Raw genomic sequence first — 24,446 nt, 5'->3', positions numbered from 1 at the left:
GTTATTGAAATAAACGATAGATAATCTTAGTTGGTTCAGTTTTTAAGAAGGAGCAAGTTATTTATACTTCCATTATGATTGGCAAAATCATTGGCTTTCTTTTTGTTTTCTCATATAAGAATGGTGCAATGGTATCAGTAATTTCATTTTTGATTTCTGACCATTGTGTTGTTTTTCTTTCCATAACTTTATCTAAATGAGAGGAGACAATTTTCTGAGCTTCATTAATCAGGTCTTCAGACTCTCTCATATAAACAAAACCTCTAGAAATAATATCAGGACCAGAAGCAATCTTGAATTCTTTCATGTTAATACTAACAACTACTATAACAAGACCTTCTTCTGAAAGGATTCTTCTATCCCTTAAAACGATGTTACCGATATCACCAATTCCACTTCCATCCACATAAACGGAACCTGAAGGAATTTTACCAGCTATAGCTGCACTATCTTTTCCTAGGGCCAATACATCACCATTATCCATGATAAAGCAATTACCGGGATCAATATCACAAGCTTGTGCTAATTTTGTATGTTCTTTCAGCATTCTGTATTCCCCGTGGATAGGTAGGAAGAATTTTGGTCTTATTAGGCGTAACATTAATTTTTGTTCTTGTTGACCACCGTGTCCTGATGTATGAATATCATTAAGAGGCCCGTGAATTACATCTGCTCCAGCTCTATATAACATATTGATTGTTTTACTAACACTTACTGTATTTCCAGGGATTGGTGAAGATGAAAATACAACAGTGTCTCCAGGAATTATTTGTATTTGTCGATGAGTTCCATTAGCCACTCTAGATAACGCGGCCATTGGTTCACCTTGAGAACCTGTACAAAGAATAGTTACCTCGTTAGCAGGGAGGCGATTTATTTGCTGTGCATCGATAAAGGTATCTTTTGGAGCTTGAATATAGCCTAGCTCTAAACCAATATTGATTGCAGCTTCCATACTTCTACCAAACACTGCAACTTTACGATTGTTTCTAACAGCACCTTCAACCATCTGTTGAAGTCTATGGATATTAGAGGCAAAAGTTGCGAATATAATTCTACCGTCTACTTTTTTAAAGATGTCGTTAATACTTTCACCAACAACACGTTCTGACATGGTAAAGCCAGGAACTTCACTATTTGTACTATCTGATAATAAACAAAGAACGCCTTCTTTACCTATCTCTGCCATTTTGGCTAAGTTGGCAGGTTCACCAACAGGAGTAAAATCAAACTTGAAATCTCCAGTATGAACAATATTCCCGGGTGGTGTTTTTACTACAATACCGTATGAATCAGGGATGCTATGTGTCGTTCTAAAAAATGTAACTGATGTTTTGCGAAACTTTATAACGTCGTCCTCTTGATAAGTATGAAGTTCTGCGTTTCGTAAAAGACCATGTTCATCTAATTTATTTTTAATAAGTCCGATCGCAAGTTTTCCAGCGTAGATTGGAATGTTGATCTCACGTAGAAGGTAAGGAATACCTCCGATGTGGTCTTCATGTCCGTGAGTGATGAATAAACCTCTAATTTTATCTTGGTTTTGCACTAGATAAGTGTAATCAGGTATAACGTAATCAATTCCGAGTAATTCATCTTCAGGGAATTTTATCCCGGCATCAATGAGGATGATTTCATCTTGGAACTGGACAGCGTAAGTATTTTTACCGATTTCACCGAGACCACCTAATGCAAATACCGCAGTCTGGTCATTTTTAACAAATTTCATATTTTAGGCATTCTCCACGACAAATTTTTCTGATTCTTTTTCATAGGCTAAGTGTGCTTCATCTAGTGGCTGGACAAATTCAATATTTAGTTTGCGATCGGAGAGTGCTGTACGTACCTGTCTTTCTGTTTTTGCTTCATAATATAGACTCTTAGTTCTTTCTCGAACAGGAACTTCATTTGGAATATCCTGATATAATACTTTAAAAATCATTTAATCTCTCCTAACTTTCTTCTATTTTTTTTACGGTTTAGTTTATAGCATTATTTATTATCAAATAGTTTAAGTAGAAATGTAGAACTAAATCTAATCTTTACAAGTGCTTGGAACACCTTTACGTCCGACAATATCTTTCCATCGTTTTTTCAATTTTTCTTTTAAACGTTTTAACATTATTTCTGCCAGCTCCTTCCTTTATACCAAAGAAAAGCAAAAAACGTTTAACCGATCCAATCCCTCTTAATTACTAGTATAGTATGATTTGCCAAATTTTGAAATAGAAACGTGTGAATACTTGTTATAATTTTTGCTGTAGGCGACTTTCATTATCTGTATTTTTTACTGAATTTCGGTTCTTATTCAGTTTGTAAACGAGTTTAGTAAGTAATACATCTATATTTAACTTGTTAGGTGTACAAAACAAATAAAAGCCTCAATCTTTATCATTGAGGCTTTTATTATTCTCTTATTCAATGGCCTTTGCATTTTCTGGTTCTGCAAAAGGATTTTCTTTATTAATGTGATCATAAAACATGACGCCGTTTAAATGATCTATTTCATGTTGAAATACAATAGCAGCGTATCCTTTTAGTCTAATCTTCAGCGGGTTTCCTTCTATGTCAATTGCCTTAACAGTAATACGTGCATATCTAGGAACATATCCAGGTACTTCGCGATCCACTGATAAACATCCTTCACCAGTGGACAAGTATGCTTTTTCCACAGAATGACTAATTATTTTTGGATTGAATAGTCCATAACTATATTTGTTATCATCAAAATCTGTAAAATGAACGGCGATCATACGTTTCGCAAGGCCGATTTGTGGTGCGGCAAGTCCAACGCCTGGTCTAAGGTTATATTTTTTTGAAATTTCTTCATCTTGACTGTTCTGAAGGTACATTAACATTTCTCTTAATGTATTCAAGTCTTCGTCGCTAGGGGGTAAAGGAACCTCTTCAGCAGCTTTGTTAAGAATTGGATCACCTTCGCGAACTATATCTTCCATTGTAATCATGTACTCACTCCTATAGTATCATCGAAATTGCTGTTCTATAGTTTATCATATATAGGTATGATAAGGTAGCATGAAGGACAGTTTGTTATCATACAGTATATAATAAGATATCGCCATGCTTATGTTATAATAGAATATGATGATACATAACAAAGGCAACTAGAAATATAGGAGGAAGGATAGCCGTGCAGCACATTAATAAATTAGCAATCGTTATGATTTTCGTTGTTCTCCTTTTAGGAGCGTGTAGTGGCCCGTCAGCCCCTGAACAAATGTACGAGCATATGGAAGAAGCAGTTTCTTTAGAAAAGAAATTTGCGGAACAGCAGAAACCGTTAGTAGAATTAGAAAAGGAAGAAAAGCAACTATACGATCAAATCATTGATCTTAGTATGGAAGAATTTGAGAAAGTTAAAGAACTATCGCAAAAGGCATTAACAACAATTGAAAAGAGAAAAGAAATTTTAGATAAAGAGAAAGCAAGTATCGAAGAGGCAAAGACTGAATTTGACAAGATTAAACCTTTAATTGAGGATTTAGAGAATGAAAAAGTTACAAGTAAAGCGAATGAGTTAAAGCAAGCAATGGACGATAGGTACGCTGCATACTTAGAATTAAATAAAGCTTACTCTAATTCTTTAAAAGAAGATAAAAAATTATATGAATTATTTCAAAAAGAGGATTTAGAAGAACAAGAGTTAAAGGATCAAATTAAAGTTATAAATGAACAGTACGACAAAGTCATTAAGACTAACGAAATATTTAATGATAAAACAGATCTATATAACGATTTAAAAGGTGAGTTTTATAAGTTGGCTGAAATAAATGTAGAATATGATGAGTAGGGAAGTGTTTTTAGGACAAAAGCTAATTTTAAGCTTTTGTTCTTTTTTTGTGAATGTTTACTTGAAATTTATAAGAAGTTAGCATAGAACGTACTGGATGGTAATCGTAGTAGTACAGGTTTAAAATTGGAGTGAAACAGATTGCGAATAATAAGCGTAGATTCGCTAAAAAACAAGATTATTATACTGTTTTGTATAAAAAATAATAATTATATGTATCAAAGTGTTTGACCATCGCTAGCGAATAGGCTAAACTATAAAATGAATTAAAATTGTACCAGTGATTATTATAATAGTTTATGTAACAGTTTCATGCTATTGATAAAGTGATTGATATTTTTAATTACGGGGTATTGTATAAATAATTAAATTGGTACAGATTTTTTCATCTTTTGGGAACGCTATATATTGATAAATTTTTTGGGAGAAGAAAGGAAGAGGTGAGTCTTTTTGAAACGTACACTTGAAAATATCGAAAATCAGTTTGAAACGTTTCAAATTCTGAATGAAGAAGGCGAAGTAGTAAATGAAGCTGCTATGCCAGAACTTTCAGATGATGAATTAAAAGAGTTAATGCATCGCATGGTATTTACTCGTATTTTAGACCAACGTTACATGGCATTAACTAGACAAGGAAGATTAGGTTTCTATGCACCAACTGCTGGTCAAGAGGCTTCTCAATTAGGTACACAATACGCACTTGAAAAAGAAGATTGGATCTTACCAGGATATCGTGATGTACCTCAATTAATTTGGCAAGGACTTCCTTTATACAAAGCTTTCTTATTTTCACGTGGTCACTATGAGGGTAACCAAATGCCAGAGGGTATGAACGCTTTGAGCCCACAAATTATTATTGGGGCTCAATATACTCAAGCTGCGGGTGTTGCAATCGGTTTGAAAAAACGCGGTAAGAAAAGCGTTGCAATCACATACACTGGAGACGGTGGTACTTCACAAGGTGACTTCTATGAAGGTATAAACTTTGCGGGTGCATACAATGCTCCAGCGATCTTCGTTGTTCAAAACAACCGTTTTGCTATTTCAGTTCCAGTTGAAAAACAAACTGCTGCTAGAACATTAGCACAAAAAGCAGTTGCTGCAGGGATTGAAGGTATTCAGGTTGATGGTATGGACGTTCTTGCTGTTTATGCAGCAACAAAACAAGCTCGTGAGCGTGCTGTTAATGGAGAAGGTCCTACTCTAATTGAAACACTTACTTATCGTTATGGTCCGCATACAACTGCAGGTGACGACCCAACTCGTTACCGTACAGATGACCTTGATAACGAATGGGAAAAGAAAGATCCTCTTGTTAGATTCCGTAAATTCCTTGAAGCAAAAGGATTATGGTCAGAGGAAGAAGAGAATAAAGTTATTGAAGATGCTAAAGAACAAGTTAAAGCAGCTATAAAAGAAGCAGACAATACTCCTAAACAAAAAGTTACAGATTTAATGGAGAACATGTATGAAAAAATGCCTGCTCATTTAGAAGAACAATACGCTGAATATAAAGAAAAGGAGTCGAAGTAAATCATGGCACAAATGACAATGATTCAAGCCATTACTGATGCTCTACGAACAGAGTTAAAAAATGATGAAAACGTGCTAGTCTTCGGCGAAGATGTTGGTCAAAACGGAGGGGTATTCCGTGCAACTGAAGGTCTTCAAGCAGAGTTTGGTGAAGACCGAGTATTTGACACACCATTAGCAGAGTCTGGAATTGCTGCAATGGCACTAGGTCTAGCATTGGAAGGTTACCGTCCAGTACCTGAAATTCAATTCTTTGGTTTCGTTTATGAAGCAATGGATGCAATAAGTGGCCAAATTGCTCGTATCCGCTACCGTTCTGGTGGTACGCAAAGTGCTCCAATTACAATTCGTTCACCTTTTGGTGGTGGTGTACATACACCTGAGCTTCATGCGGATTCATTAGAAGGGCTTGTAGCTCAACAACCTGGACTAAAAGTTGTTATTCCTTCTACACCATATGATGCAAAAGGATTATTAATCTCTTCTCTTCGCGATAACGACCCAGTCGTTTTTCTTGAGCATATGAAACTATATCGTTCATTCCGTGAAGAAGTACCAGAAGAAGAGTACACAGTAGAGATTGGTAAAGCTGAGGTAAGACGTGAGGGTACAGATGTAACATTAATTGCTTATGGAGCGATGGTTCATTCTTCTCTAAAAGCAGCAGAAGAATTAGAAAAAGAAGGCATTTCAGCGGAAGTAATTGACTTACGTACCGTTATGCCAATTGATATTGATACAATTGTCGAATCAGTTAAGAAAACTGGACGTGTTGTGGTAATCCAAGAAGCACAGAAACAAGCTGGTATGGCTTCTTATATCGTTACAGAAATTCAAGAACGTGCGATTCTTCATTTAGAAGCACCAGTACTTCGTGTTGCGGCACCTGATACTGTTTATGCATTTACTCAAGCAGAAGAAGTATGGTTACCAGGCTATAACGACATTATAGAAAAAGCGAAACAAGTAATTAATTTTTAACAATAGAGCCTACGATTGGAGGTAATAGGAATGGCTTTCGAATTTAAGCTACCAGATATTGGTGAAGGTATTCATGAAGGTGAAATCGTTAAGTGGTTTGTAAAAGCTGGCGATGAAATTAAAGAAGATGATGTACTTTGCGAAGTACAAAATGATAAAGCAGTAGTAGAAATTCCCTCTCCTGTAGAAGGAACAGTAAAAGAAGTTCATTTCGATGAAGGATCAGTAGCTACGGTTGGTCAAACAATCATTACTATTGATGCAGAAGGGTATGAAGATGCAGGTGCAAGCGAAGAGGCTCCAGCATCAGAAGAGCCAAAACAAGAAGAAAAACCAGCAAATGACACTCCTGCTGCACCAACTGCAGAAGGAAGTTCAAACAGTCGCGTGATTGCAATGCCATCTGTACGTAAATACGCACGTGACAATGGCGTTAATATTGCTAGTGTTCAAGGCTCTGGTAAAAACGGACGTGTGCTTAAAGATGACGTTGATAGCTTCCTAAACGGAGGTCAACCGGTAGCTGCAGAAGAAACAGAAGCAGTTCAACAAGACGGACCTGCAGCTAAGCAGGAAGCTGCTCAAACTGTACCAGCTGGTCAATATCCAGAGACTCGTGAGAAAATGAGTGGCATCAGAAAAGCTATCGCTAAAGCAATGGTTAATTCTAAAACAAAAGCTCCTCATGTAACTTTACATGATGAAATAGACGTTACAGAACTAGTTGCACACAGAAAGAAATTTAAGCCAATTGCTGCAGAGCAAGATATTAAATTAACTTATCTACCATATGTAGTGAAAGCACTAGTGTCAGCTCTTAGGAAGTATCCAATTCTTAATGCATCTATTGATGATGCAACTGACGAAATTGTTCAAAAACACTACTTTAATATTGGTATTGCAGCAGATACAGATAAAGGTCTATTAGTACCTGTTGTGAAGAATGCTGATGCTAAGTCTGTATTCGCAATTTCTCAAGAAATTAACGAATTAGCAGTGAAAGCAAGAGACGGTAAGCTTGCTCCTGACGAGATGAAAGGTGCTTCAAGCACAATTTCAAATATCGGTTCAGCAGGTGGCCAATGGTTTACTCCAGTGTTAAACTACCCAGAAGCAGCAATCTTAGGAATTGGACGTATTGGTGAAAAGCCTGTTGTTCGTGACGGAGAGATTGTCGTTGCACCTGTATTGTCATTGTCATTAAGCTTTGACCACCGTATTGTTGATGGTGCTACAGCGCAAATGGCTTTAAATCAAATTAAGAGATTGTTGAACGATCCACAATTAATTATGATGGAGGCGTAAAATATGGTAGTAGGAGATTTTCCAATTGAGTTAGATACGCTAGTAGTTGGAGCAGGACCTGGTGGCTATGTTGCTGCCATTCGTGCTGCCCAAACAGGCCAAAAAGTAACGATCGTCGATAAAGGTACACTAGGTGGTGTATGTTTAAACGTTGGTTGTATTCCTTCTAAAGCACTAATCCAAGCTGGACACCGTGTCGAATATGCACACGGAATGGAAGCTATGGGGATAAAAGCAGAAAAAGTTTCTGTTGATTTCAGCAAAGTACAAGAGTGGAAAGCTAGTGTAGTTAACAAACTTACTAGCGGTGTTGAAGGACTATTAAAAGGTAATAAAGTTGAGATCGTTAAAGGTGAAGTTTACTTTGTAGATAAAAACACTGTAAAAGTAATGGATGATAAGAGTTCACAAACTTATACATTCAAAAATGTGATTATTGCTACAGGGTCTACACCAATTGAGATTCCAACATTTAAATACTCTGACCGTGTTCTAGATTCTACTGGTGCTTTAAATCTTAAAGAGATTCCTAAAAAACTTGTAGTAATCGGTGGTGGATATGTAGGTACAGAACTAGGAACTGCATATGCTAATTTTGGAACAGAGGTAACGATACTTGAAGGTGCTAAAGATATTCTTGGCGGTTTTGAAAAGCAAATGTCTTCTCTTGTTGCACGTAAACTGAAGAAGAAAAATGCTACAATTGTAACAGAAGCAATGGCTAAGGGTGTTGAAGAAACGAAAGACGGTGTTAAAGTAACATACGAAGCAAAAGGTAAAGAAGAAACTGTAGAAGCTGACTATGTACTTGTTACCGTTGGTCGTCGTCCAAACACATCTGAAATCGGCCTTGAGCAAGTAGGTGTTGAGTTAGACGATAGAGGACTTATCAAAATTGACAAGCAATGTCGTACTAATGTTGATAATATCTATGCAATTGGGGATATTGTTGCAGGACCACCACTTGCACACAAAGCATCTTATGAAGGTAAAATTGCTGCAGAAGCTATTGCTGGAGAAAATGCAGAGATTGATTACAATGCGATTCCTGCTGTTGTATTCTCTGATCCTGAATTGGCATCTGTTGGTTATAATGAGCAAGAAGCAAAAGATGAGGGGTATGATGTTGTTGCATCTAAATTCCCGTTTGCTGCTAACGGACGTGCACTTTCTCTTAATGAAAGTGAAGGGTTTGTTAAATTAATTACACGTAAAGAAGACGGTTTACTAATTGGTGCTCAAATTGCTGGTCCAAATGCTAGTGATATGGTTGCTGAACTAGGTTTAGCTATTGAAGCTGGAATGACAGCTGAGGATTTAGCTCTAACTATTCACGCACACCCAACATTAGGTGAGATCACAATGGAAGCTGCTGAAGTAGCAATGGGTACACCAATTCATATCGTTAAATAATATAGGATTCTAAAAGAGCTGTAGTTGCCATTTAAGGCAACTACAGCTCTTTTGCTAAGATTAAATCATGGGGAATAGCAACTACTTTTAAACTGTTAGAGCAGTTAGCAGAAGTAAAATAGTACCAAATTAATAATTTTATCATTAGACCATAACTAAAAGTTATATAATGGTGATAGCTTCATTACAACAGGAGGGGAAATATGAAAAAGTACATATGTATACTGCTACTATCCTTAATAGGGTTTATAGTAGTCGGCTGTAGTGATTCAGGGGATCAGGAAACGCAAGAGAAACAAGAGACTGAGCAAAAAAATATGGAAGGGACTGATAATGAAGTAGAGGGAAAGGAAGGGGAACAAGAAAATACTGAGCTCGATCCGGATGATTCCACAGTTCAACAAGATCAAGAGGAGACGCAATCAACGACTAATCCAGAGGAAGTAATACCACAGTATGAGCTTGATAAAAATTCAAATATTGTTCCCATTACTGAAGAAGCAAATGAAAAAGTCGTCTTACTTACCATTGATGATGCTCCGGATAAGCAAGCCTTACAGATGGCTCAAACATTAAAGGAATTAGATGCACCAGCAATCTTCTTCGTAAATGGTCACTTTCTTGACACGGATGAAGAAAAGAAGATACTACAGCAAATTCATGATATGGGTTTTGCAATCGGTAATCACACATATAACCATCAACGGCTGTCACAGGTTTCAGAGGAAAAGCAAAAAGAAGAAATTGTTTCTCTAAGTAATTTGGCAGAAGAGATTATTGGGGAGCGACCTAAATTCTTTAGAGCTCCAAATGGCGATAATACGGAGTTTTCTGAGCAGTTTGTAAAAGAACAAGGTATGCTGCAAATGAATTGGACATACGGATATGATTATTTTGAACCATATATGGATGCAGATAAGCTAGCAGAAGCAATGATAACAGGTGAAGGACCCGAAGTTGATGTTCCATATTCGTTGCTTAAGCCTGGTGCAAATCTACTAATGCATGACCGACCATGGACTGCTGAAGCACTGGACGATATTGTAAAGGGATTACGAGAAAAAGGTTATGAAATGGTGGACCCAGCCTTAATAAAGTTACCTGAATAACAAAAACGGAGGTTGTCCAATTGTTGGATAACCTCCGTTTTTGTATTACATGTCATTTACTGGAAAGGTTTATGTTCTTTAATGACATGAATCGTTTTTAGCGTTTCATCTTCCAACCCTTGAACAGGTAATCCAGCTTCCAAATTTTCTTGAATGTACGCAAGATTATCTTCCGCAATAATTTCACCGGGAATAAAGATGGGTATTCCCGGAGGATAGATCATTATCGATTCTGCACTAATTCTTCCAGCAGCATCTTTTAAAGGGACAACTTCAATCTCTGCATAAAAGGCGTCTCTAGGACTTATCGCTAACACAGGAATTTCTGGAATGTTAACCTGAACTTTATTTTCTATAGCTGTAAACTGCTTATCACTTGCCAATTCCTCTAACGCTTTAACAAGCAAAGCTGTCTCAGTTTTGGTATCTCCGGGTGTAACAATACAGAGAATGTTGTACATATCGGATAATTCAACTTCTATTTTGTAGTGTTCACGCAACCAACCTTCCACATCATATCCCGTAAGACCAAGGTTCTTAACCGAAATAATAAGTTTTGTAGGGTCATAATGAAAAGTTGCTTCACTACCTAATAACTCCTCACCTGGGCAGTAAAGGTTTGGTATTTCATTAATTGCTGCTCTTGTATCCTGGGCCAAGGAAATTGTTTTATCAATGAGTTCTTTACCCTTCAGTACTAACTGTTTTCGGGCAACATCTAAAGATGCCAACAGAATGTATGATGTAGAAGTAGTTGTGAGCATCGATAGAACACTTTGAACTCTTTCATGTGATACAAGGCCTTCTCTTAGGTTTAAAATCGAACTTTGGGTCATAGAGCCTCCAAGTTTGTGAACACTTGTAGCTGCTAAATCTGCACCTGCATCCATTGCGGATATGGGTAAATTATCATGAAAATGTATGTGAACACCGTGAGCTTCATCTACTAATACAGGTACATGATAATTATGGGAAATATCAACAATTTTTTTCAAATCTGCAGCAATACCGAAGTAGGTAGGATTAATCACTAACACACCTTTCGCATCAGGATGTGCTTGTAAGGCTTTCTCAACTGCTCCCGGTGTAATACCATGAGATATCCCTAGTGTTTCATCTACTTCTGGGTGTATAAATATTGGTGTGGCTCCAGAAAAAATAATTGCTGTAGTAACAGATTTATGAATATTCCTAGGAACAATAATCTTGTCTCCAGGTCCACAAACACTTAATACCATTGTCATAATAGCTCCACTAGTACCTTGTACAGAGAAAAAGGTATAATCTGATCCAAATGCTTTTGCAGCAAGTTCTTGGGCCTGTTTAATCATACCCTGAGGGTGATGAAGATCGTCCAAGGGTTGGATATTAATTAAGTCTATGGACAAGGCATTTTCTCCGATAAACTCTCTAAAAGTAGGATCCATTCCTACTCCTTTTTTATGGCCTGGAATATGAAACTGAACAGGTTTTTGTTGGGCGTGTTTCACTAAGCCCGAAAATAATGGTGTTTCATTTTGTGATAACATAATAATACGTACACCTCTTATACTAAATCTAAAAACAAATTGAATTATAGCAAATCATGACGCTAATAGCTAGTTTTAGCCAAAAATGTATGTTTCATGATAACCTTAGGATAGAATAAGTTTGTAATATTTTCATATTATTTAATTTGTCTATCTTTATCTTTTTTGAGATAAGGAAAATAAATGAAATGGGAGGAGAAGCAAGATGAGTTATAGTTATCCGATTGATGAAACGTGGACTAAAGAAGAGATTATTGATGTAGTAAACTTCTTCTCTATAGTAGAAAAAGCTTATGAGCAAGGTGTTAAATCAGATGATATTATGATGGCTTATACTAGATTTAAACAAATTGTCCCGGCAAAAAGTGAAGAGAAGCAACTATGTAATTCGTTTGAAAAGGAATCAGGTTATTCTTGCTATAAGACGGTAAAAAAAGCGAAGGAACAAAACATAGGCTCAAAAGTTAAGATGTAGCGGTACATAAAATATCCCTTCGATCAAGATTAGTGATCGAAGGGAAAGATTCTAACTACACTTAATCAACAGATAATGCAGTTCGATAAAACGGAATCAGTTTATCAACTGTTTCTTTAGTAAAAGAGAGAAATTGTTCTCCATTTGTTAATAGGTCATCTGTTGCATTTATATGCCGACCAACAAGAAATTCAGCTTTTTTTACATCACGGAAACGCTCTAAATTCTGTTCACTTAAATCTTTTACGGAAAATGATTCTTTCTTTGTGTGATCAAGGGAAACAACAAAATCTTGAGGTAATTTTTTTATGGAACTATAGTCGTTCAAGAATTTTTCGGCGATTTTTTCTTTGTTTGGAAGTTCATAAATTAATGCTAACCAAATAAATACATGGTCATCAAATAATCCTACTTGAAAATGGGGATGCTTTTTATAGCCTCTTTTATTTTCTGCAACAGCTAACCAAGTGTCTTTAGGAGGATTAACGGACCTTCTAGCGTGCTTAGCGATATGTAAAAACATTTCGTTTCCTAGTACAGCTGCCAAGTGATTTGTGAGATCATCTCCAATCACTTTAAATTTAGGTTGAATTCTACTTTTAATTGCGTCCATTCTTTCTTCTAAACCGTCAATTTCAAATGTATCAAAGTCTTGTTTTTCAAAACCAGTAAATGACATGATTGTGTTCCTTTCTATAATTAATATCGAGTATAGTATGACCTATCATCCAAGGTTTACTACTGTTAGTTTATCATAATTATTTGTTTATATAAATTATTATGATAGAAAAGGGACTTGATTTTTAAATGATTCTAATATTTGGTAAAATGTAAAAAAATACTATAGGTGATGGAGGATAAAGTGCATGAAGGAAATTACTAGGCATGATATCTATACAAAAGCAAAAGAATGGATTCTTGCGGCTGGTCAACATATAAGAGAGGTGATCGATGAGCCGTTATATATTGATACAAAATCCAATCCAAACGACCTCGTTACACATATGGATAGAAACACGGAAAAATATTTTGTGAAAAAAATTAAAGAAACCTATCCTGAACATTTGTTATTAAGTGAAGAGGGATTTGGAGATGATCTCGATTCTTTAGAAGGCACTGTGTGGATTATAGATCCAATAGATGGCACAATGAATTTCGTTCACCAAAAACGCAATTTTGCTATTTCTATCGGTATTTATCACGAAGGCGTCGGAGAAATTGGTCTTATTTATAACGTGATGGAAGATGTATTGTATAGTGCACAACGAGGACAAGGCGTTTATAAAAATGATAAGAAGTTACCGCATTTAGATAACAAATTAGAATTAAAAGAATCCATATTTGCTATAAATAGTGTATGGGCTTGTGAGAATAAGAAAGTCAATGAAAAGCTTATTCAACAATTAATACGAGATTGTCGTGGGACGAGATCTTACGGATCTGCCGCATTAGAATTCGCTTTTCTTTCAGAAGGTATAATAGATGGTTATTTGACAATGAAGTTAGCCCCTTGGGATTATGCAGCAGGAATTATTTTATATAGAGAAGTTGGGGGGGAAGTAGCGCAAGCAAATGGAGAAGAACTTGATTTAATTTCTAATTCTACAGTGTTTGCAAGCAACAAACAAATTTTCGAAAATGTGATTAATGATTATGTAGAGTTAAAAGGTTGAGTTAATTTTCGTAGTATATAGAGATAGCTGAACATTAAACAAGGACTGTCACTTTATGACAGTCCTTGTTTAATGTCAAAAATGATTGTTTTAGTAGGACTACTTGTTCTTTAACAACTTTCTAGAACAAATAAGAAGCTAAGTAGCAATGAATGCTGTTAATGTGAACTGGGTATATTTTCTATGCCCGAGGCTTTTTCCTTTCTTTTTAGAGTTAAGCCGTACCCCATAAATAGGAATCCTAACACAAAGGAGAAGATGGCAAAGCCTACACTTCGATAAGCAATGGAAATACCAACTGATGCAAAAGACGCAATAACTAATAATGCTAGTAAAAGTTTGAAATATTGAATTTTCATTTTATTTCACCTCTCTATTATTAGTATTTAGCATTGTAGATAAAATGTAAAGTAATTATTTAACTAGCATGAACTTTATTCTTTTAGTATTATTAGTAAAGAAGTTTTCTGTAAAAGGGGGAGCCGATGATGCAGAATCAAGATGTGTTAAATGTACCAGACAACCTATGGCCGGTAGCTGATTTCTTTATGAAGGGACTTGGGGGACAGGTTGATTTAACAAATGATAATGAAATATCCATGTTAATTAGAGGGTTTTTATTACTATATTTAACGATTGTTATATTGACTATTTTGGCCTATAAATTTGGTTTTGCGAAGAAATTACCACCTTTAAAGTCTGCAGTAGTTTACGTTGTACTAATTGTAGGGATGTTTTTTATCACTCTAATATTTGGTTTGAACCTCCCGGTAGCGGAAAGTTTAGCTGTGATTGCTTTTGTCCTGGGGGTTTATAGGTTAAGATTGCATCAAGAACGTAAAAAGAAGGCTTAAACGAAAAAACTACTCTATTTTAAGGAGTAGTTTTTTTAAATTATTTCTATATTAATTGATCTTTGCTTTTCTTTTCTTTAAACAACTTGAAGTTACCAGTTGCGTGTCGCTCTTTTGTCCTTTCCCCGATGCGATCGTTACAACTAGGGCATAAATACGTATGAATCCTTCTATTTCTTAATCGTTTTGCCTCTGGAGAATTACTATTTATTTTTTCCACTGAATCACATATAACACACTTCACACGCATAATTACACCTCTTAATCAATAAGCTTTCTGTCTATTCTATCATAAATTAGCCTTTATTCCACTAATAGGATGTTTTAGTTAAGGTTGTGTGGGGAAATGGAGTAATAACAGGAAAGAAAAAGGAGGACAAAACTTAAAATGAGTAAACAAGCTATTCTTTATTCGATAAGTGCATTAGGAATTGGTACTTTGAGTTATTTAGCAATGGATTCTGATCGTAGGAGGGCAATCAAGAACAAAATTACTAAATGGACAAGCCAACAAACTAATAAACAGGATAACATATCTGCTATTGAGAAAGCCGGGAGACCTGAAATGGATAATATGGAGAATTCCAAAATGGTGGCAGAAGGATCTCAGTTTGGAGTTAATTATTATAATAAAATAAAACAGTAACAGTATCTACACATACTGTTACTGTTGTTCATAAAATGTTTAATTGTTTTTCTGATGATTAGATTGATCTTCTTCAATATCTTCTAGTTCTTTTTCGGAATCTTCAGGGAGTACCCCTTTATTTTCATCCTGCTCTTTCGGTTGATCCTCATTAATTGGGAATTCTGGCATATAGCGTCCTACAATTGCAGCTATCTCATCTACGAAACCTTGTACTGGATGTCCATCTTGTACCTTGCTAGCCATTTCTTTAATGCGTTGGGTTCCGTCTGCATCAGCAACTACAACAGCTGTTCGCCCATATGGATCATGTTGAAGTGCTTCTGTAACTGCATACTTTATCGTTCCAACTCTGGATCTATCTAGATCTTTATCCACGTCAATACCAACAACTGCATAAGGACCAGCCACTAGTGCATTAGCTCCTTTTACGTTGGGAACTTCACTTGCTAAATTTGCTAGATGTTTAGCAATTTCTTGGTTAGAAAGCTCTTTTAATTCAGTCGGATTGGAATTTTTAACTTGTATAGGTGAATTTTGATTGTTACCTTGCTCGGCTAAATCTGCTTCTTCTTGTTGTTCCTGACAACCAATTAATAACAGTGGTATTAGAAAGACCGTAGAGAAAAGATATCGTTTCATGTAAATCCTCCTTTACTTATATAAGTATTTTTCGTTTTTTAGAAGACTTTATACATGGGTAAAGGATAATTACAGAGTAATGTGAGAAAAAATGAGACTACACACTTAACATAGTGTTAGTCTCATTGGCTCTTAATCAATAATAATTTTCTTGATTCCTTTTATTGGATTTGTTTTGTTCGAACCGTCCCCAAAGTAAAGGTGAACAGGCCCTTGATCTTGAATAGGCTTTCCATTACTTGCGAATAATAATAGGCAATTTGTTAATTCATCAATTGTTATGGTAGCACTTCCATTAATTGTCTCCAGAATAACCTTATTTGCCTCTGTTTCCATTTCAGCTGTATTTATAAAATCAACAATTGGCATCACATATGTATTTGTTAAAATCTTTTCTTTTTCAAAACGATTGATGCTTTTGTTAACTGGTGGCTTTACTACTTCATATAATTCACGATTAAATCGGTCTGAAGCCTGCTGTAGTTCCGAATCTTCTTTATCTATCTGTGCCTTATTATTACCAAATGCATCATCAAATATGATTTTTCTGTCATCAAATATCCAAACTGTTGGATCTAATGTAATAGGATACTTTACTTTTCCTGCGAGTTGTATAATCATTATATAACTCCTTCCCTCTATAATTAATATAAGCATAGCAAACATAAACATAAAATTCATTAAATAAGTTAATAAAGCATAATGAGGGTAGGGGAGGTTTTAATAGAATACGAGCTCTTTTTAATTTGCACTGTAATTTTTCAGAGAAAATATTATCTATTCTTGCTTTTTTTCAATATAAACGCTAATATAAATAAAAGAAGTTAGTTTTAACGGAGGGGATTTTTTTGATACCTGAAGTGGCTGTTAGTAACCATGAAAAAGCCTATGCCCTTCTAAAGGCTGATGCGGATAAGATTCTGAAACTTATTAAGGTTCAGATGGATAATTTAACTATGCCTCAATGCCCTTTATATGAAGAGGTTTTAGATACTCAAATGTTTGGTTTATCGAGGGAGATAGATTTTGCGGTTAGATTAAACCTAGTGAGTGAAGCTGATGGCAAACAGCTTCTAGACAATCTAGAAAAGCAGTTGAATGTGCTACATGAAGCTGCACAAAATTCGTAAAGACTTGCCACAATACGTTTTAAAAAAGCTTTGCCCTTGGCAAGGTTTTTTTATTAAATTGGCTAGTATTCTATTAATTTACTATGTTTGTAAGGAGTAAAATGTATGAAACAAAAATGGAAAACATTTGATTTTATCCTTGTATTTACTCCAATACTCCTTGTTTGTTTCGGTATTATCATGATTTACAGTGCTAGTATGGTAACATCTGTTTTAGACGATAAACCTGCTACTTTTTACATGATGAAGCAGTTAATGTGGTTCGGTATTGGTATGATTGGTTTTTTGTTTTGTTGTTTTTTTAACTATCGATTTTATCAAAAAATAATGAAATTCATTATTTTTGCTTTAATTGTTCTACTTATCGCAGTACTAATATTTTCTGAAAGTATAAATGGATCAAGATCCTGGTTACAATTTGGTGGGGTATCTTTACAACCTTCTGAATTTGTTAAATTAGGATTGATAATGTATTTAGCGTCTATTTATTCTAAGAAACAAGACTATATTGAGGATTTTAGTAAAGCAGTACTGCCACCGTTAGTTATGACTGCGTTTTTATTAGGTTTAATCGTACTACAGCCAGATATCGGTACAGCATCTATCATTTTCCTAATTGCTTGTTCTGTTATATTTAGTGCAGGAATTAAATTTAAGCACCTTTCTATTTTAATGATCATAGGGATTGTAATCATCCTTTTAGGTGCAACTCAAATGGTCACTCCTGAGAGAATATCGCGTTTTACAGGGGCGTATCAGCCTTTTGATGATCCAGACGCTGATGGTTATCACCTTATTCAATCCTATATCGCAATTGGTACAGGTGGAATAACAGGGCAAGGGCTAGGGCAAGGCGTACAAAAATTAGGTTATTTAAGCGAACCCCATACAGACTTTATTATGGCGGTTATTGCAGAAGAATTGGGTTTTATTGGAGCTATTCTTGTAATAGGGATGTTAGCACTTATTGTATTAAGGGGAATCTATATATCTAGGTTATGTGAAGATAATTTTGGAGCATTATTAGCTATCGGTATTTCATCAATGATTGGTATTCAAACGTTTATTAACTTAGGTGCAATTAGTGGTTTGTTACCTATTACAGGTGTACCGTTGCCATTTGTGAGTTACGGTGGATCTTCATTATTAGTTTTGTTAATATCAGTTGGGATATTAAACAATATAGCCAGACGGGTCAAATCGCAAACAATGAATAAAGAAGTAGTGATGGAAGAAACTACCCTAATGAATAAACAATTTACAGTAAAAAATAGGCAAGGGATATAAAAAAAGGCAAACAACTTAGTTGTTTGCCTTTTTTGGTTCGGTTATATGCAATTTTTCAGCTTGTACACTGCGATTTGAAAGTAACAAGAAATAGCATAGCAATCCAAAGTATATAGATATCGTTAATGCGTGGAAGAGAGCAACTAATAAATTTCCTAGTGTAAAGATAATCAATGCGCCAAATACTACTTGTATAACCATTAAAAATAATGCAGTTGCCCAACCATAATACATCACTCTACTTTGTCTATATTCGCTTTTCACTTTTAAAAATAAAAGTAATGTCCATATAAAGGCTATTCCTGCTAAGAAACGGTGTCCCATGTTAACCCATTGGCCGAAGTGAAAAGAAAGTGATAATGGATTAGTGTTATCACAGAGTGGCCAGCTTGTACAGGCTAAGCTTGAATCAATATGCCTTACTAATGCTCCAGTGTACACGACAATTAAAATATAAATCGCTAAACCATACATATTCCGTCTTAGTTGTTTATGTATAATTAAAGATCGTGCATCAAACTTCTGGTCAATTTCAAAAATTAATAAAGTCAATAAAAAGACGGAAGCAAATGAGATTAACGAGATTCCAAAGTGCATAGCTAGAACAAAATCTGACTGAGACCATAAAACTGCTGCTGCACCTATCAGTCCTTGAAATATGAGGAAAAAGATAGATATGAATGATAAGAACTTGACTTCTCTAATATGGCCTATATATTTCCAAGCAAGAACAGATAATAAAAGAACAATTATTCCTGCTAACCCCGAAACTAGCCGATGACTAAGCTCAATAATCAATTCTGCGGTTAATTCACCTTCACAAACTGGCCAATTTGCACCACATCCCATTCCTGATTCGGTTTTGGTTACAAGTGCACCCCCTATTAACACTAGGATCATTGTTATGGTTGCAACAATCGATAACTTTTTTAAAAATGAAATCATAAACCCACCCCAGTTCCAAGCGACTAAATTTATTAATATGGGTACATACTAGTAAACTAAAAGTCTCTATCTTGGTAATTATTATTTTAACAATAATATTGTAATAAAAGTATACGGCATATAATAATGTGACAAAAAATATACTACCATGTTTAGAAACTATTTTCACTAAAAAGTGTAAAAAGGCTTGCATTGTCGATCTTAGTTTGCTAGAAATAAATAAGGGGATTCTGAACTTTTCTAAGATGTTTTATGAAACAGATCTATACTAGTGATTATAATAATAAAGGCAAACAAGCCTCTTATTATCATTTAAAAGTAAACTTCACAGAAAGTTCACACTTTATTGATCTTGGTTTGTAAAATAGATTGAAAAGTAAATCCGTGATACAATGTTCCTGACAACATTATCAGTTGTGAATGGATTAGTAGTAGTGTATTTGGTAAACCTACTTTATAAACCATTTTTTTTAAAAACTAGACCCTATGGAAAGGGGGTAAGAAATTAATGGATAAAGTAGAAGCAACATCGACTCAAGTTTTAAATAATACTGGTCATGAAGTCAGTTCTACTGTGTGGGCTGATTTAAAAGCTCTTATAAAAACAGGGATAATAAATTCAAATGTAATGACAGCATTTGCAGGGTTTTGGTTAGCGCTTTATTATACAGGAAACTCCTTTACTGAATATTGGGACGTGTTTTTAGTAACAATGGTCGGTACAGCATTTGTTATTGCCGGAGGATGCGTATTAAACAATTATTATGACCGAGATATTGACCCTTTAATGTTAAGAACGAAAGCGCGTGCTACGGTAACAGGAAGTATACCACTTGCTTATATCTTGTTATTAGGTATTTCTTTCTCTGTATTAGGAATTATCCTTTTAATGTTAACTACGATACAAGCGGCTATTTTCGGTGCAATGGGTTGGTTTTTCTATTTTGTTTTATATACGGTATGGTCAAAGAGAAGATATACCATTAATACAGCTATTGGAAGCCTATCTGGGGCAGTTCCGCCATTAATAGGGTGGGCAGCCGTAGATCCTAACTTACACATGGCTGCACTTATTTTATTTCTAATTATGTTTATATGGCAAACACCGCACTTTTTGGCATTAGCCATGAAGAAATCGAAAGAATATAAAGCAGCAAATATTCCGATGTTACCAGTTGTTCACGGGTTTCCAATAACCAAAAGACAGATGGTAGTATATGTTGCCTGCTTATTGCCATTACCTTTTTATTTGTACACATTGGGTAATGTTTTTTTAGTCTTAGCATGTTTGTTAAATGTTGGTTGGTTAGTGTTGGCGATAAGGGGGTTCTTTATCAAAGATGATCTAAAATGGGCGCATGGCATGTTTATGTATTCGCTTTTTTATCTAACGATATTTTTCCTTTCGATGATCATCATTACCGTACCAGCAGTTTTTCATTAAATAAGAGTATGTCTTAGCATATTCTCATTTATAATATAAAGTAGGAATCAAATTAGAAAGAGAGGTATTTGCATGAAAGGTTGGATGGGAAAAATCCGTACCCTGCTTTTGTTAAGCTCACTATCGTTAATTCTTTCAGGGTGTGGTAAAGAAAACTTGACCGCCTTTTTACCTAAAGGTTATGGGGCAGATGTATCATTAGGTATTATTATCACCTCATTAGTGGTAATGATTTTTGTATTTGTAGTCGTTATGATTATTTATACGTTTGTGTTGGTCCGTTACCGTCAGAAAAAAGGTCAAGAGGATTTTGTTCCGAAACAAACAGAGGGGAATAAAGCTTTAGAGGTTGTCTGGACAGTAATTCCGATTTTGTTATTAGTTATAATTGCTGTACCGACTATTGCTGCTACATATGATTTAGCTGATAAGTCAGGACAGAAGGATGCACTAAATATTAGTGTTACTGGTAATCAGTATTGGTGGCATTTTAGTTACGATGATCAAGAAATACAAACGAGTCAGGATTTATATATTCCTACTGGAAAAAAAGTTTACTTAAACATGATTTCAAGTGATGTGCTTCATTCATTCTGGGTTCCTTCAATCTCAGGTAAAATGGACACAAATCCTGAAAACGAGAACACGATGTATATTGAAGCTTATGAAGAAGGGGTTTACTGGGGTAAATGTGCTGAGCTATGTGGACCATCTCACTCTAAAATGGACTTTAAAGTAGTCGCAGTTAGTCAAGAAGAGTTTGACCAATGGGTTAGTGACATGCAAAATGTAGACCCTGAAGCTACACCGGAAGCTACAAGTGCACAAGAAGGTCAGAAGCTTTTTGAACAAAATTGTTTATCTTGTCATGCGATTGGAAGTTCTCCAGTTGCAGTTGCACCAAACTTAACTAACTTTGGTGATCGTACAAAGATTGCTGGGGTTGTGGACTATTCTAAAGAAAATCTTGTCGATTGGATCTTGTATCCAGAAGAAATTAAACCTGGAAATAAGATGGTGAATGCTCCTTACTTTGGTGAACATAAAGACATGAAAGAATTTGAAGATGAAGCAGAGAAAATTGCAGATTACCTTTTACAATTAAAACCATCAGAAATTACTCCTGATAGTGCACAATAAATACTAGAGTAAAAAAAGGGATGGAAGAAGAGGTTAAGGGAGGTTTATAAGCGTGAGTAGTACAATTGCGCAAAAAAGAGGCTTCGCATCGACGTTGTGGGATTATTTAACAACTGTAGACCACAAGAAGATTGGAATCATGTATCTGATAGCAGGTGGTTTCTTCTTCTTAGTTGGTGGACTTGAAGCAATGGCCATTCGATGGCAACTAGTAAGACCTGAAAATGATTTTGTGAGTGCAGGTTTTTATAACGAACTATTAACCATGCACGGAACAACGATGATATTCTTGGCAGCAATGCCACTAATATTTGCACTAATGAACGCAGTAGTACCATTACAAATTGGTGCTAGGGACGTCGCATTTCCATTTTTAAATTCATTAGGATTCTGGCTATTTTTATTTGGCGGTGTTCTATTAAACTGTAGTTGGTTCCTTGGAGGTGCGCCTGATGCAGGTTGGACAGCATATGCTCCACTATCAACGACTTCTCCTGGACATGGGGTCGACTTTTATGTTTTAGGGTTACAAATATCGGGGGCAGGAACATTAATCGGGGGGATAAATTTCCTCGTTACTATCGTTAATATGCGTGCTCCAGGTATGACTTACATGCGTATGCCATTGTTTACATGGACTGCATTTGTAACTAGTGCTTTAATTTTATTCGCATTCCCTGCTTTAACAGTAGGATTGTTCTTATTAATGTTTGACCGCATGTTTGGGTCAGGGTTCTTCGATGCTGGAATGGGTGGTAACTCTGTTATTTGGGAACATTTATTCTGGATCTTTGGTCACCCAGAAGTGTACATACTAATATTACCTGCGTTCGGTGTATTTAGTGATGTTTTTTCCACTTTTTCTAAAAAACGCCTGTTTGGATATACAGCAATGGTATTCGCGACAGTTCTTATTGGTTTCCTAGGCTTCATGGTTTGGGCACACCATATGTTTACTGTCGGATTAGGACCTGCAGCTAACTCGATATTCGCTGTAGCTACAATGGCGATTGCAGTTCCAACTGGTATCAAAATTTTTAACTGGTTATTCACCCTTTGGGGAGGAAATATAAAAATTAATTCTGCTATGTTGTGGGCATTAGGATTTATTCCTTCTTTTACAATTGGTGGTATGACTGGTGTAATGTTAGCTGCAGCAGCTGCAGACTATCAATTTCATGACACTTACTTTGTCGTGGCACACTTCCACTACGTAATTGTCGGTGGAGTAGTATTTGGAATTTTCTCTGGTCTACATTATTGGTGGCCAAAAATGTTTGGTAAAATTTTGAATGAAGGTCTCGGTAAATTTACTTTTTGGACGTTCTTTATCGGATTTCATTTAACTTTCTTTATCCAACATTTCCTAGGTCTAATGGGTATGCCACGTAGATATTGGATTTACTTAGAAAATCAAGGCTTAGATACAGGTAACGCGGTAAGTACTGCGGGTGCGTTCCTAATGGCTATTGGAACTATCGTATTCTTGTATAATGTTATTATCACTTCTGTTAAAGGTGAAAAGGTAAGTGGAGATCCGTGGGATGGTCGTACACTTGAATGGTCTATTCCGTCTCCACCGCCACACTATAACTTTAGACAAACACCACTAGTCCGTGGATTAGATCCGTTATGGATTGAAAAGTCTGAAGGTAGAAAAGGTATGACGCCTGCTGAACCACTAGGTGATATTCATATGCCAAATTCATCTATTTTACCGTTCGTTATGTCACTTGGGTTGTTTATTGCAAGTTTTGGTTTTATTTACCAAACTAGTGATAAGAGTTGGTTATCGTTAGTATTTATCGGTATGGGTATTCTTCTTGGTTGTATGTTTATTCGTTCCGTAAAAGACGATCATGGCTATCATATTCATAAAGAAGATCTTGATAAGGAGGCTGGGTTGTAATGAGTGATGAACATACTTTAAATCCTGAGATAATGCCAGAAGAGCCCGAAAAAGCCACCTTAGAAGGAAGAAATAAATTCCTAGGATTCTGGTTTTTCCTGGGTGGAGAAACAGTATTATTCGCTAGTTTATTTGGAACCTATTTGGCTCTTAAAGGATCAAATAATGGTGGACCAACTGCTGATGAATTATTTGGTTTAGAACTTGTTTTTATCATGACTATGCTTCTGTTAACAAGTTCTCTAACAAGTGTTTACGCAATTTACCACATGAAAAATAATGATTTTAAAAAGATGCAGCTATGGTTAGGTATTACCGTGATTTTAGGTTTAGCTTTCCTTGGTTGTGAACTGTATGAGTTTACAGAATACATTCTACATGAAGACTTTACATTCCGTAGCTCTGCATTTGGATCAGCATTTTATACATTAGTAGGGTTCCATGGAGGTCACGTATTGTTTGGTCTATTATGGATTGTTACCTTAATGGCAAGGAATGCAAAACGTGGTTTAAATTTATACAATGCGCCAAAGTTTTATGTTGCAAGTCTTTATTGGCACTTTATTGATGTTGTTTGGGTATTCATCTTTACAGTTGTATATCTAATGGGGGTGATCTAA

26 protein-coding genes are annotated in these 24,446 nt (G+C 35.6%); 16 read left to right on the top strand and 10 right to left on the bottom strand.

Annotated features, from left to right (window positions below):
- Positions 1-61: 61 nt before the first annotated feature.
- The 3 genes from rnjA to def form a co-directional block, all read right to left on the bottom strand.
- Positions 62-1,729 carry a ribonuclease J1 gene (rnjA, locus tag H7K77_RS09750; RefSeq protein WP_186577614.1) on the bottom strand — a complete coding sequence of 556 codons (1,668 nt, stop codon included), beginning with the start codon at positions 1,727-1,729 and terminating at the stop codon, positions 62-64.
- A gap of 3 nt (positions 1,730-1,732) precedes the next feature.
- On the bottom strand, positions 1,733-1,942 hold the full coding sequence (locus tag H7K77_RS09745) for a DNA-dependent RNA polymerase subunit epsilon (RefSeq protein WP_186577613.1): 210 nt from the start codon (positions 1,940-1,942) through the stop codon (positions 1,733-1,735).
- 472 nt (positions 1,943-2,414) lie between these two features.
- On the bottom strand, positions 2,415-2,966 hold the full coding sequence (def, locus tag H7K77_RS09740) for a peptide deformylase (protein WP_186577612.1): 552 nt from the start codon (positions 2,964-2,966) through the stop codon (positions 2,415-2,417).
- Between the two features lie 185 nt (positions 2,967-3,151).
- Between def and H7K77_RS09735 the strand changes: the two genes are divergently transcribed.
- From H7K77_RS09735 to H7K77_RS09710, 6 genes are all read left to right on the top strand, one after another.
- On the top strand, positions 3,152-3,811 hold the full coding sequence (locus tag H7K77_RS09735) for a YkyA family protein (RefSeq protein ID WP_328701082.1): 660 nt from the start codon (positions 3,152-3,154) through the stop codon (positions 3,809-3,811).
- A gap of 450 nt (positions 3,812-4,261) precedes the next feature.
- A complete protein-coding gene (pdhA, locus tag H7K77_RS09730; protein ID WP_186577610.1) occupies positions 4,262-5,344 on the top strand; it encodes a pyruvate dehydrogenase (acetyl-transferring) E1 component subunit alpha in 1,083 nt (360 codons plus the stop codon).
- A gap of 3 nt (positions 5,345-5,347) precedes the next feature.
- Positions 5,348-6,325: an alpha-ketoacid dehydrogenase subunit beta gene (locus H7K77_RS09725; RefSeq protein WP_186577609.1), complete on the top strand. Its 978-nt coding sequence runs from the start codon at positions 5,348-5,350 to the stop codon at positions 6,323-6,325.
- Positions 6,326-6,355: 30 nt separating this feature from the next.
- Positions 6,356-7,630, top strand: a complete 1,275-nt coding sequence (locus H7K77_RS09720; protein WP_186577607.1) for a dihydrolipoamide acetyltransferase family protein — start codon at positions 6,356-6,358, stop codon at positions 7,628-7,630.
- A 3-nt stretch (positions 7,631-7,633) separates the two neighbouring features.
- Positions 7,634-9,043 carry a dihydrolipoyl dehydrogenase gene (gene lpdA / locus H7K77_RS09715; RefSeq protein ID WP_186577605.1) on the top strand — a complete coding sequence of 470 codons (1,410 nt, stop codon included), beginning with the start codon at positions 7,634-7,636 and terminating at the stop codon, positions 9,041-9,043.
- Between the two features lie 203 nt (positions 9,044-9,246).
- A complete protein-coding gene (locus H7K77_RS09710; RefSeq protein ID WP_186577604.1) occupies positions 9,247-10,152 on the top strand; it encodes a polysaccharide deacetylase family protein in 906 nt (301 codons plus the stop codon).
- Positions 10,153-10,208: 56 nt separating this feature from the next.
- Here H7K77_RS09710 and H7K77_RS09705 read toward each other — a convergent pair whose 3' ends face one another.
- On the bottom strand, positions 10,209-11,681 hold the full coding sequence (locus tag H7K77_RS09705) for an aminotransferase class I/II-fold pyridoxal phosphate-dependent enzyme (protein ID WP_186577603.1): 1,473 nt from the start codon (positions 11,679-11,681) through the stop codon (positions 10,209-10,211).
- 205 nt (positions 11,682-11,886) lie between these two features.
- On the opposite strand from H7K77_RS09705, the gene H7K77_RS09700 reads away from it, so the two are divergent.
- Entirely contained in the window at positions 11,887-12,156 is a 270-nt protein-coding gene (locus H7K77_RS09700) for a UPF0223 family protein (protein ID WP_186577601.1), read from the top strand.
- 61 nt (positions 12,157-12,217) lie between these two features.
- On the opposite strand, the gene H7K77_RS09695 is transcribed toward H7K77_RS09700, so the two are convergent.
- Complete coding sequence (locus tag H7K77_RS09695) at positions 12,218-12,835, bottom strand: YktB family protein (protein WP_186577600.1); 618 nt, start codon at positions 12,833-12,835, stop codon at positions 12,218-12,220.
- 187 nt (positions 12,836-13,022) lie between these two features.
- On the opposite strand from H7K77_RS09695, the gene H7K77_RS09690 reads away from it, so the two are divergent.
- The gene (locus H7K77_RS09690; RefSeq protein WP_186577599.1) at positions 13,023-13,829 is read left to right on the top strand and encodes an inositol monophosphatase family protein; all 807 of its coding nucleotides are present in this window, start codon (positions 13,023-13,025) and stop codon (positions 13,827-13,829) included.
- Positions 13,830-13,987: 158 nt separating this feature from the next.
- Here the strand turns inward: H7K77_RS09690 and H7K77_RS09685 are convergent, their stop codons facing one another.
- On the bottom strand, positions 13,988-14,188 hold the full coding sequence (locus H7K77_RS09685) for a DUF5325 family protein (protein WP_186577597.1): 201 nt from the start codon (positions 14,186-14,188) through the stop codon (positions 13,988-13,990).
- Between the two features lie 129 nt (positions 14,189-14,317).
- On the opposite strand from H7K77_RS09685, the gene H7K77_RS09680 reads away from it, so the two are divergent.
- Positions 14,318-14,683: a YlaH-like family protein gene (locus tag H7K77_RS09680; RefSeq protein ID WP_186577702.1), complete on the top strand. Its 366-nt coding sequence runs from the start codon at positions 14,318-14,320 to the stop codon at positions 14,681-14,683.
- A gap of 46 nt (positions 14,684-14,729) precedes the next feature.
- Here H7K77_RS09680 and H7K77_RS09675 read toward each other — a convergent pair whose 3' ends face one another.
- On the bottom strand, positions 14,730-14,933 hold the full coding sequence (locus H7K77_RS09675; RefSeq protein ID WP_186577595.1) for a YlaI family protein: 204 nt from the start codon (positions 14,931-14,933) through the stop codon (positions 14,730-14,732).
- A gap of 138 nt (positions 14,934-15,071) precedes the next feature.
- On the opposite strand from H7K77_RS09675, the gene H7K77_RS09670 reads away from it, so the two are divergent.
- Positions 15,072-15,329, top strand: a complete 258-nt coding sequence (locus H7K77_RS09670) for a hypothetical protein (RefSeq protein WP_186577594.1) — start codon at positions 15,072-15,074, stop codon at positions 15,327-15,329.
- Between the two features lie 39 nt (positions 15,330-15,368).
- Here H7K77_RS09670 and H7K77_RS09665 read toward each other — a convergent pair whose 3' ends face one another.
- Positions 15,369-15,971, bottom strand: coding sequence for a YhcN/YlaJ family sporulation lipoprotein (locus H7K77_RS09665; RefSeq protein WP_186577593.1), 603 nt, complete (start codon positions 15,969-15,971; stop codon positions 15,369-15,371).
- Between the two features lie 132 nt (positions 15,972-16,103).
- Positions 16,104-16,592 (bottom strand): hypothetical protein, encoded by a 489-nt coding sequence (locus H7K77_RS09660; protein WP_186577592.1) that lies wholly within the window; start codon positions 16,590-16,592, stop codon positions 16,104-16,106.
- A 227-nt stretch (positions 16,593-16,819) separates the two neighbouring features.
- Between H7K77_RS09660 and H7K77_RS09655 the strand changes: the two genes are divergently transcribed.
- Together H7K77_RS09655 and ftsW are read left to right on the top strand one after the other, a co-directional pair.
- Entirely contained in the window at positions 16,820-17,101 is a 282-nt protein-coding gene (locus H7K77_RS09655) for a YlaN family protein (protein WP_186577591.1), read from the top strand.
- A gap of 105 nt (positions 17,102-17,206) precedes the next feature.
- A complete protein-coding gene (gene ftsW, locus H7K77_RS09650; protein WP_186577590.1) occupies positions 17,207-18,388 on the top strand; it encodes a putative lipid II flippase FtsW in 1,182 nt (393 codons plus the stop codon).
- A 15-nt stretch (positions 18,389-18,403) separates the two neighbouring features.
- On the opposite strand, the gene H7K77_RS09645 is transcribed toward ftsW, so the two are convergent.
- On the bottom strand, positions 18,404-19,333 hold the full coding sequence (locus H7K77_RS09645; RefSeq protein WP_186577589.1) for a COX15/CtaA family protein: 930 nt from the start codon (positions 19,331-19,333) through the stop codon (positions 18,404-18,406).
- A 508-nt stretch (positions 19,334-19,841) separates the two neighbouring features.
- Here H7K77_RS09645 and cyoE point away from each other — a divergent pair.
- The 4 genes from cyoE to H7K77_RS09625 all read left to right on the top strand — a co-directional run bounded on the left by cyoE (position 19,842) and on the right by H7K77_RS09625 (position 24,446).
- The gene (gene cyoE / locus H7K77_RS09640) at positions 19,842-20,777 is read left to right on the top strand and encodes a heme o synthase (protein WP_186577588.1); all 936 of its coding nucleotides are present in this window, start codon (positions 19,842-19,844) and stop codon (positions 20,775-20,777) included.
- Positions 20,778-20,849: 72 nt separating this feature from the next.
- The gene (coxB, locus tag H7K77_RS09635) at positions 20,850-21,917 is read left to right on the top strand and encodes a cytochrome c oxidase subunit II (RefSeq protein ID WP_186577587.1); all 1,068 of its coding nucleotides are present in this window, start codon (positions 20,850-20,852) and stop codon (positions 21,915-21,917) included.
- 52 nt (positions 21,918-21,969) lie between these two features.
- Positions 21,970-23,826: a cytochrome c oxidase subunit I gene (gene ctaD / locus H7K77_RS09630; protein ID WP_186577586.1), complete on the top strand. Its 1,857-nt coding sequence runs from the start codon at positions 21,970-21,972 to the stop codon at positions 23,824-23,826.
- A complete protein-coding gene (locus H7K77_RS09625) occupies positions 23,826-24,446 on the top strand; it encodes a cytochrome (ubi)quinol oxidase subunit III (RefSeq protein WP_186577585.1) in 621 nt (206 codons plus the stop codon). The genes ctaD and H7K77_RS09625 overlap by 1 nt, the downstream gene beginning before the upstream one ends.

This window comes from Aquibacillus kalidii (genome assembly GCF_014280935.1).
Classification (GTDB): Bacteria; Bacillota; Bacilli; order Bacillales; family Amphibacillaceae; genus Aquibacillus_D; species Aquibacillus_D kalidii.
Note: the sequence above shows the minus strand (reverse complement) of the source record. Positions and strands in the feature narration are given on the sequence as shown.

Excerpts from the sequence above, each read along its gene's own strand:
- def (WP_186577612.1), bottom strand. The coding sequence starts at position 2,966 with ATGATTACAATGGAAGATATAGTTCGCGAAGGTGATCCAATTCTTAAC.
- H7K77_RS09710 (WP_186577604.1), top strand. The coding sequence starts at position 9,247 with ATGAAAAAGTACATATGTATACTGCTACTATCCTTAATAGGGTTTATA.
- H7K77_RS09725 (WP_186577609.1), top strand. The coding sequence starts at position 5,348 with ATGGCACAAATGACAATGATTCAAGCCATTACTGATGCTCTACGAACA.
- H7K77_RS09700 (WP_186577601.1), top strand. The coding sequence starts at position 11,887 with ATGAGTTATAGTTATCCGATTGATGAAACGTGGACTAAAGAAGAGATT.
- H7K77_RS09675 (WP_186577595.1), bottom strand. The coding sequence starts at position 14,933 with ATGCGTGTGAAGTGTGTTATATGTGATTCAGTGGAAAAAATAAATAGT.
- H7K77_RS09705 (WP_186577603.1), bottom strand. The coding sequence starts at position 11,681 with ATGTTATCACAAAATGAAACACCATTATTTTCGGGCTTAGTGAAACAC.
- coxB (WP_186577587.1), top strand. The coding sequence starts at position 20,850 with ATGAAAGGTTGGATGGGAAAAATCCGTACCCTGCTTTTGTTAAGCTCA.
- lpdA (WP_186577605.1), top strand. The coding sequence starts at position 7,634 with ATGGTAGTAGGAGATTTTCCAATTGAGTTAGATACGCTAGTAGTTGGA.
- H7K77_RS09685 (WP_186577597.1), bottom strand. The coding sequence starts at position 14,188 with ATGAAAATTCAATATTTCAAACTTTTACTAGCATTATTAGTTATTGCG.
- H7K77_RS09680 (WP_186577702.1), top strand. The coding sequence starts at position 14,318 with ATGCAGAATCAAGATGTGTTAAATGTACCAGACAACCTATGGCCGGTA.
- H7K77_RS09695 (WP_186577600.1), bottom strand. The coding sequence starts at position 12,835 with ATGTCATTTACTGGTTTTGAAAAACAAGACTTTGATACATTTGAAATT.
- H7K77_RS09645 (WP_186577589.1), bottom strand. The coding sequence starts at position 19,333 with ATGATTTCATTTTTAAAAAAGTTATCGATTGTTGCAACCATAACAATG.
- H7K77_RS09670 (WP_186577594.1), top strand. The coding sequence starts at position 15,072 with ATGAGTAAACAAGCTATTCTTTATTCGATAAGTGCATTAGGAATTGGT.
- cyoE (WP_186577588.1), top strand. The coding sequence starts at position 19,842 with ATGGATAAAGTAGAAGCAACATCGACTCAAGTTTTAAATAATACTGGT.
- H7K77_RS09625 (WP_186577585.1), top strand. The coding sequence starts at position 23,826 with ATGAGTGATGAACATACTTTAAATCCTGAGATAATGCCAGAAGAGCCC.
- ftsW (WP_186577590.1), top strand. The coding sequence starts at position 17,207 with ATGAAACAAAAATGGAAAACATTTGATTTTATCCTTGTATTTACTCCA.
- H7K77_RS09690 (WP_186577599.1), top strand. The coding sequence starts at position 13,023 with ATGAAGGAAATTACTAGGCATGATATCTATACAAAAGCAAAAGAATGG.
- H7K77_RS09745 (WP_186577613.1), bottom strand. The coding sequence starts at position 1,942 with ATGATTTTTAAAGTATTATATCAGGATATTCCAAATGAAGTTCCTGTT.
- H7K77_RS09660 (WP_186577592.1), bottom strand. The coding sequence starts at position 16,592 with ATGATTATACAACTCGCAGGAAAAGTAAAGTATCCTATTACATTAGAT.
- H7K77_RS09665 (WP_186577593.1), bottom strand. The coding sequence starts at position 15,971 with ATGAAACGATATCTTTTCTCTACGGTCTTTCTAATACCACTGTTATTA.
- H7K77_RS09720 (WP_186577607.1), top strand. The coding sequence starts at position 6,356 with ATGGCTTTCGAATTTAAGCTACCAGATATTGGTGAAGGTATTCATGAA.
- rnjA (WP_186577614.1), bottom strand. The coding sequence starts at position 1,729 with ATGAAATTTGTTAAAAATGACCAGACTGCGGTATTTGCATTAGGTGGT.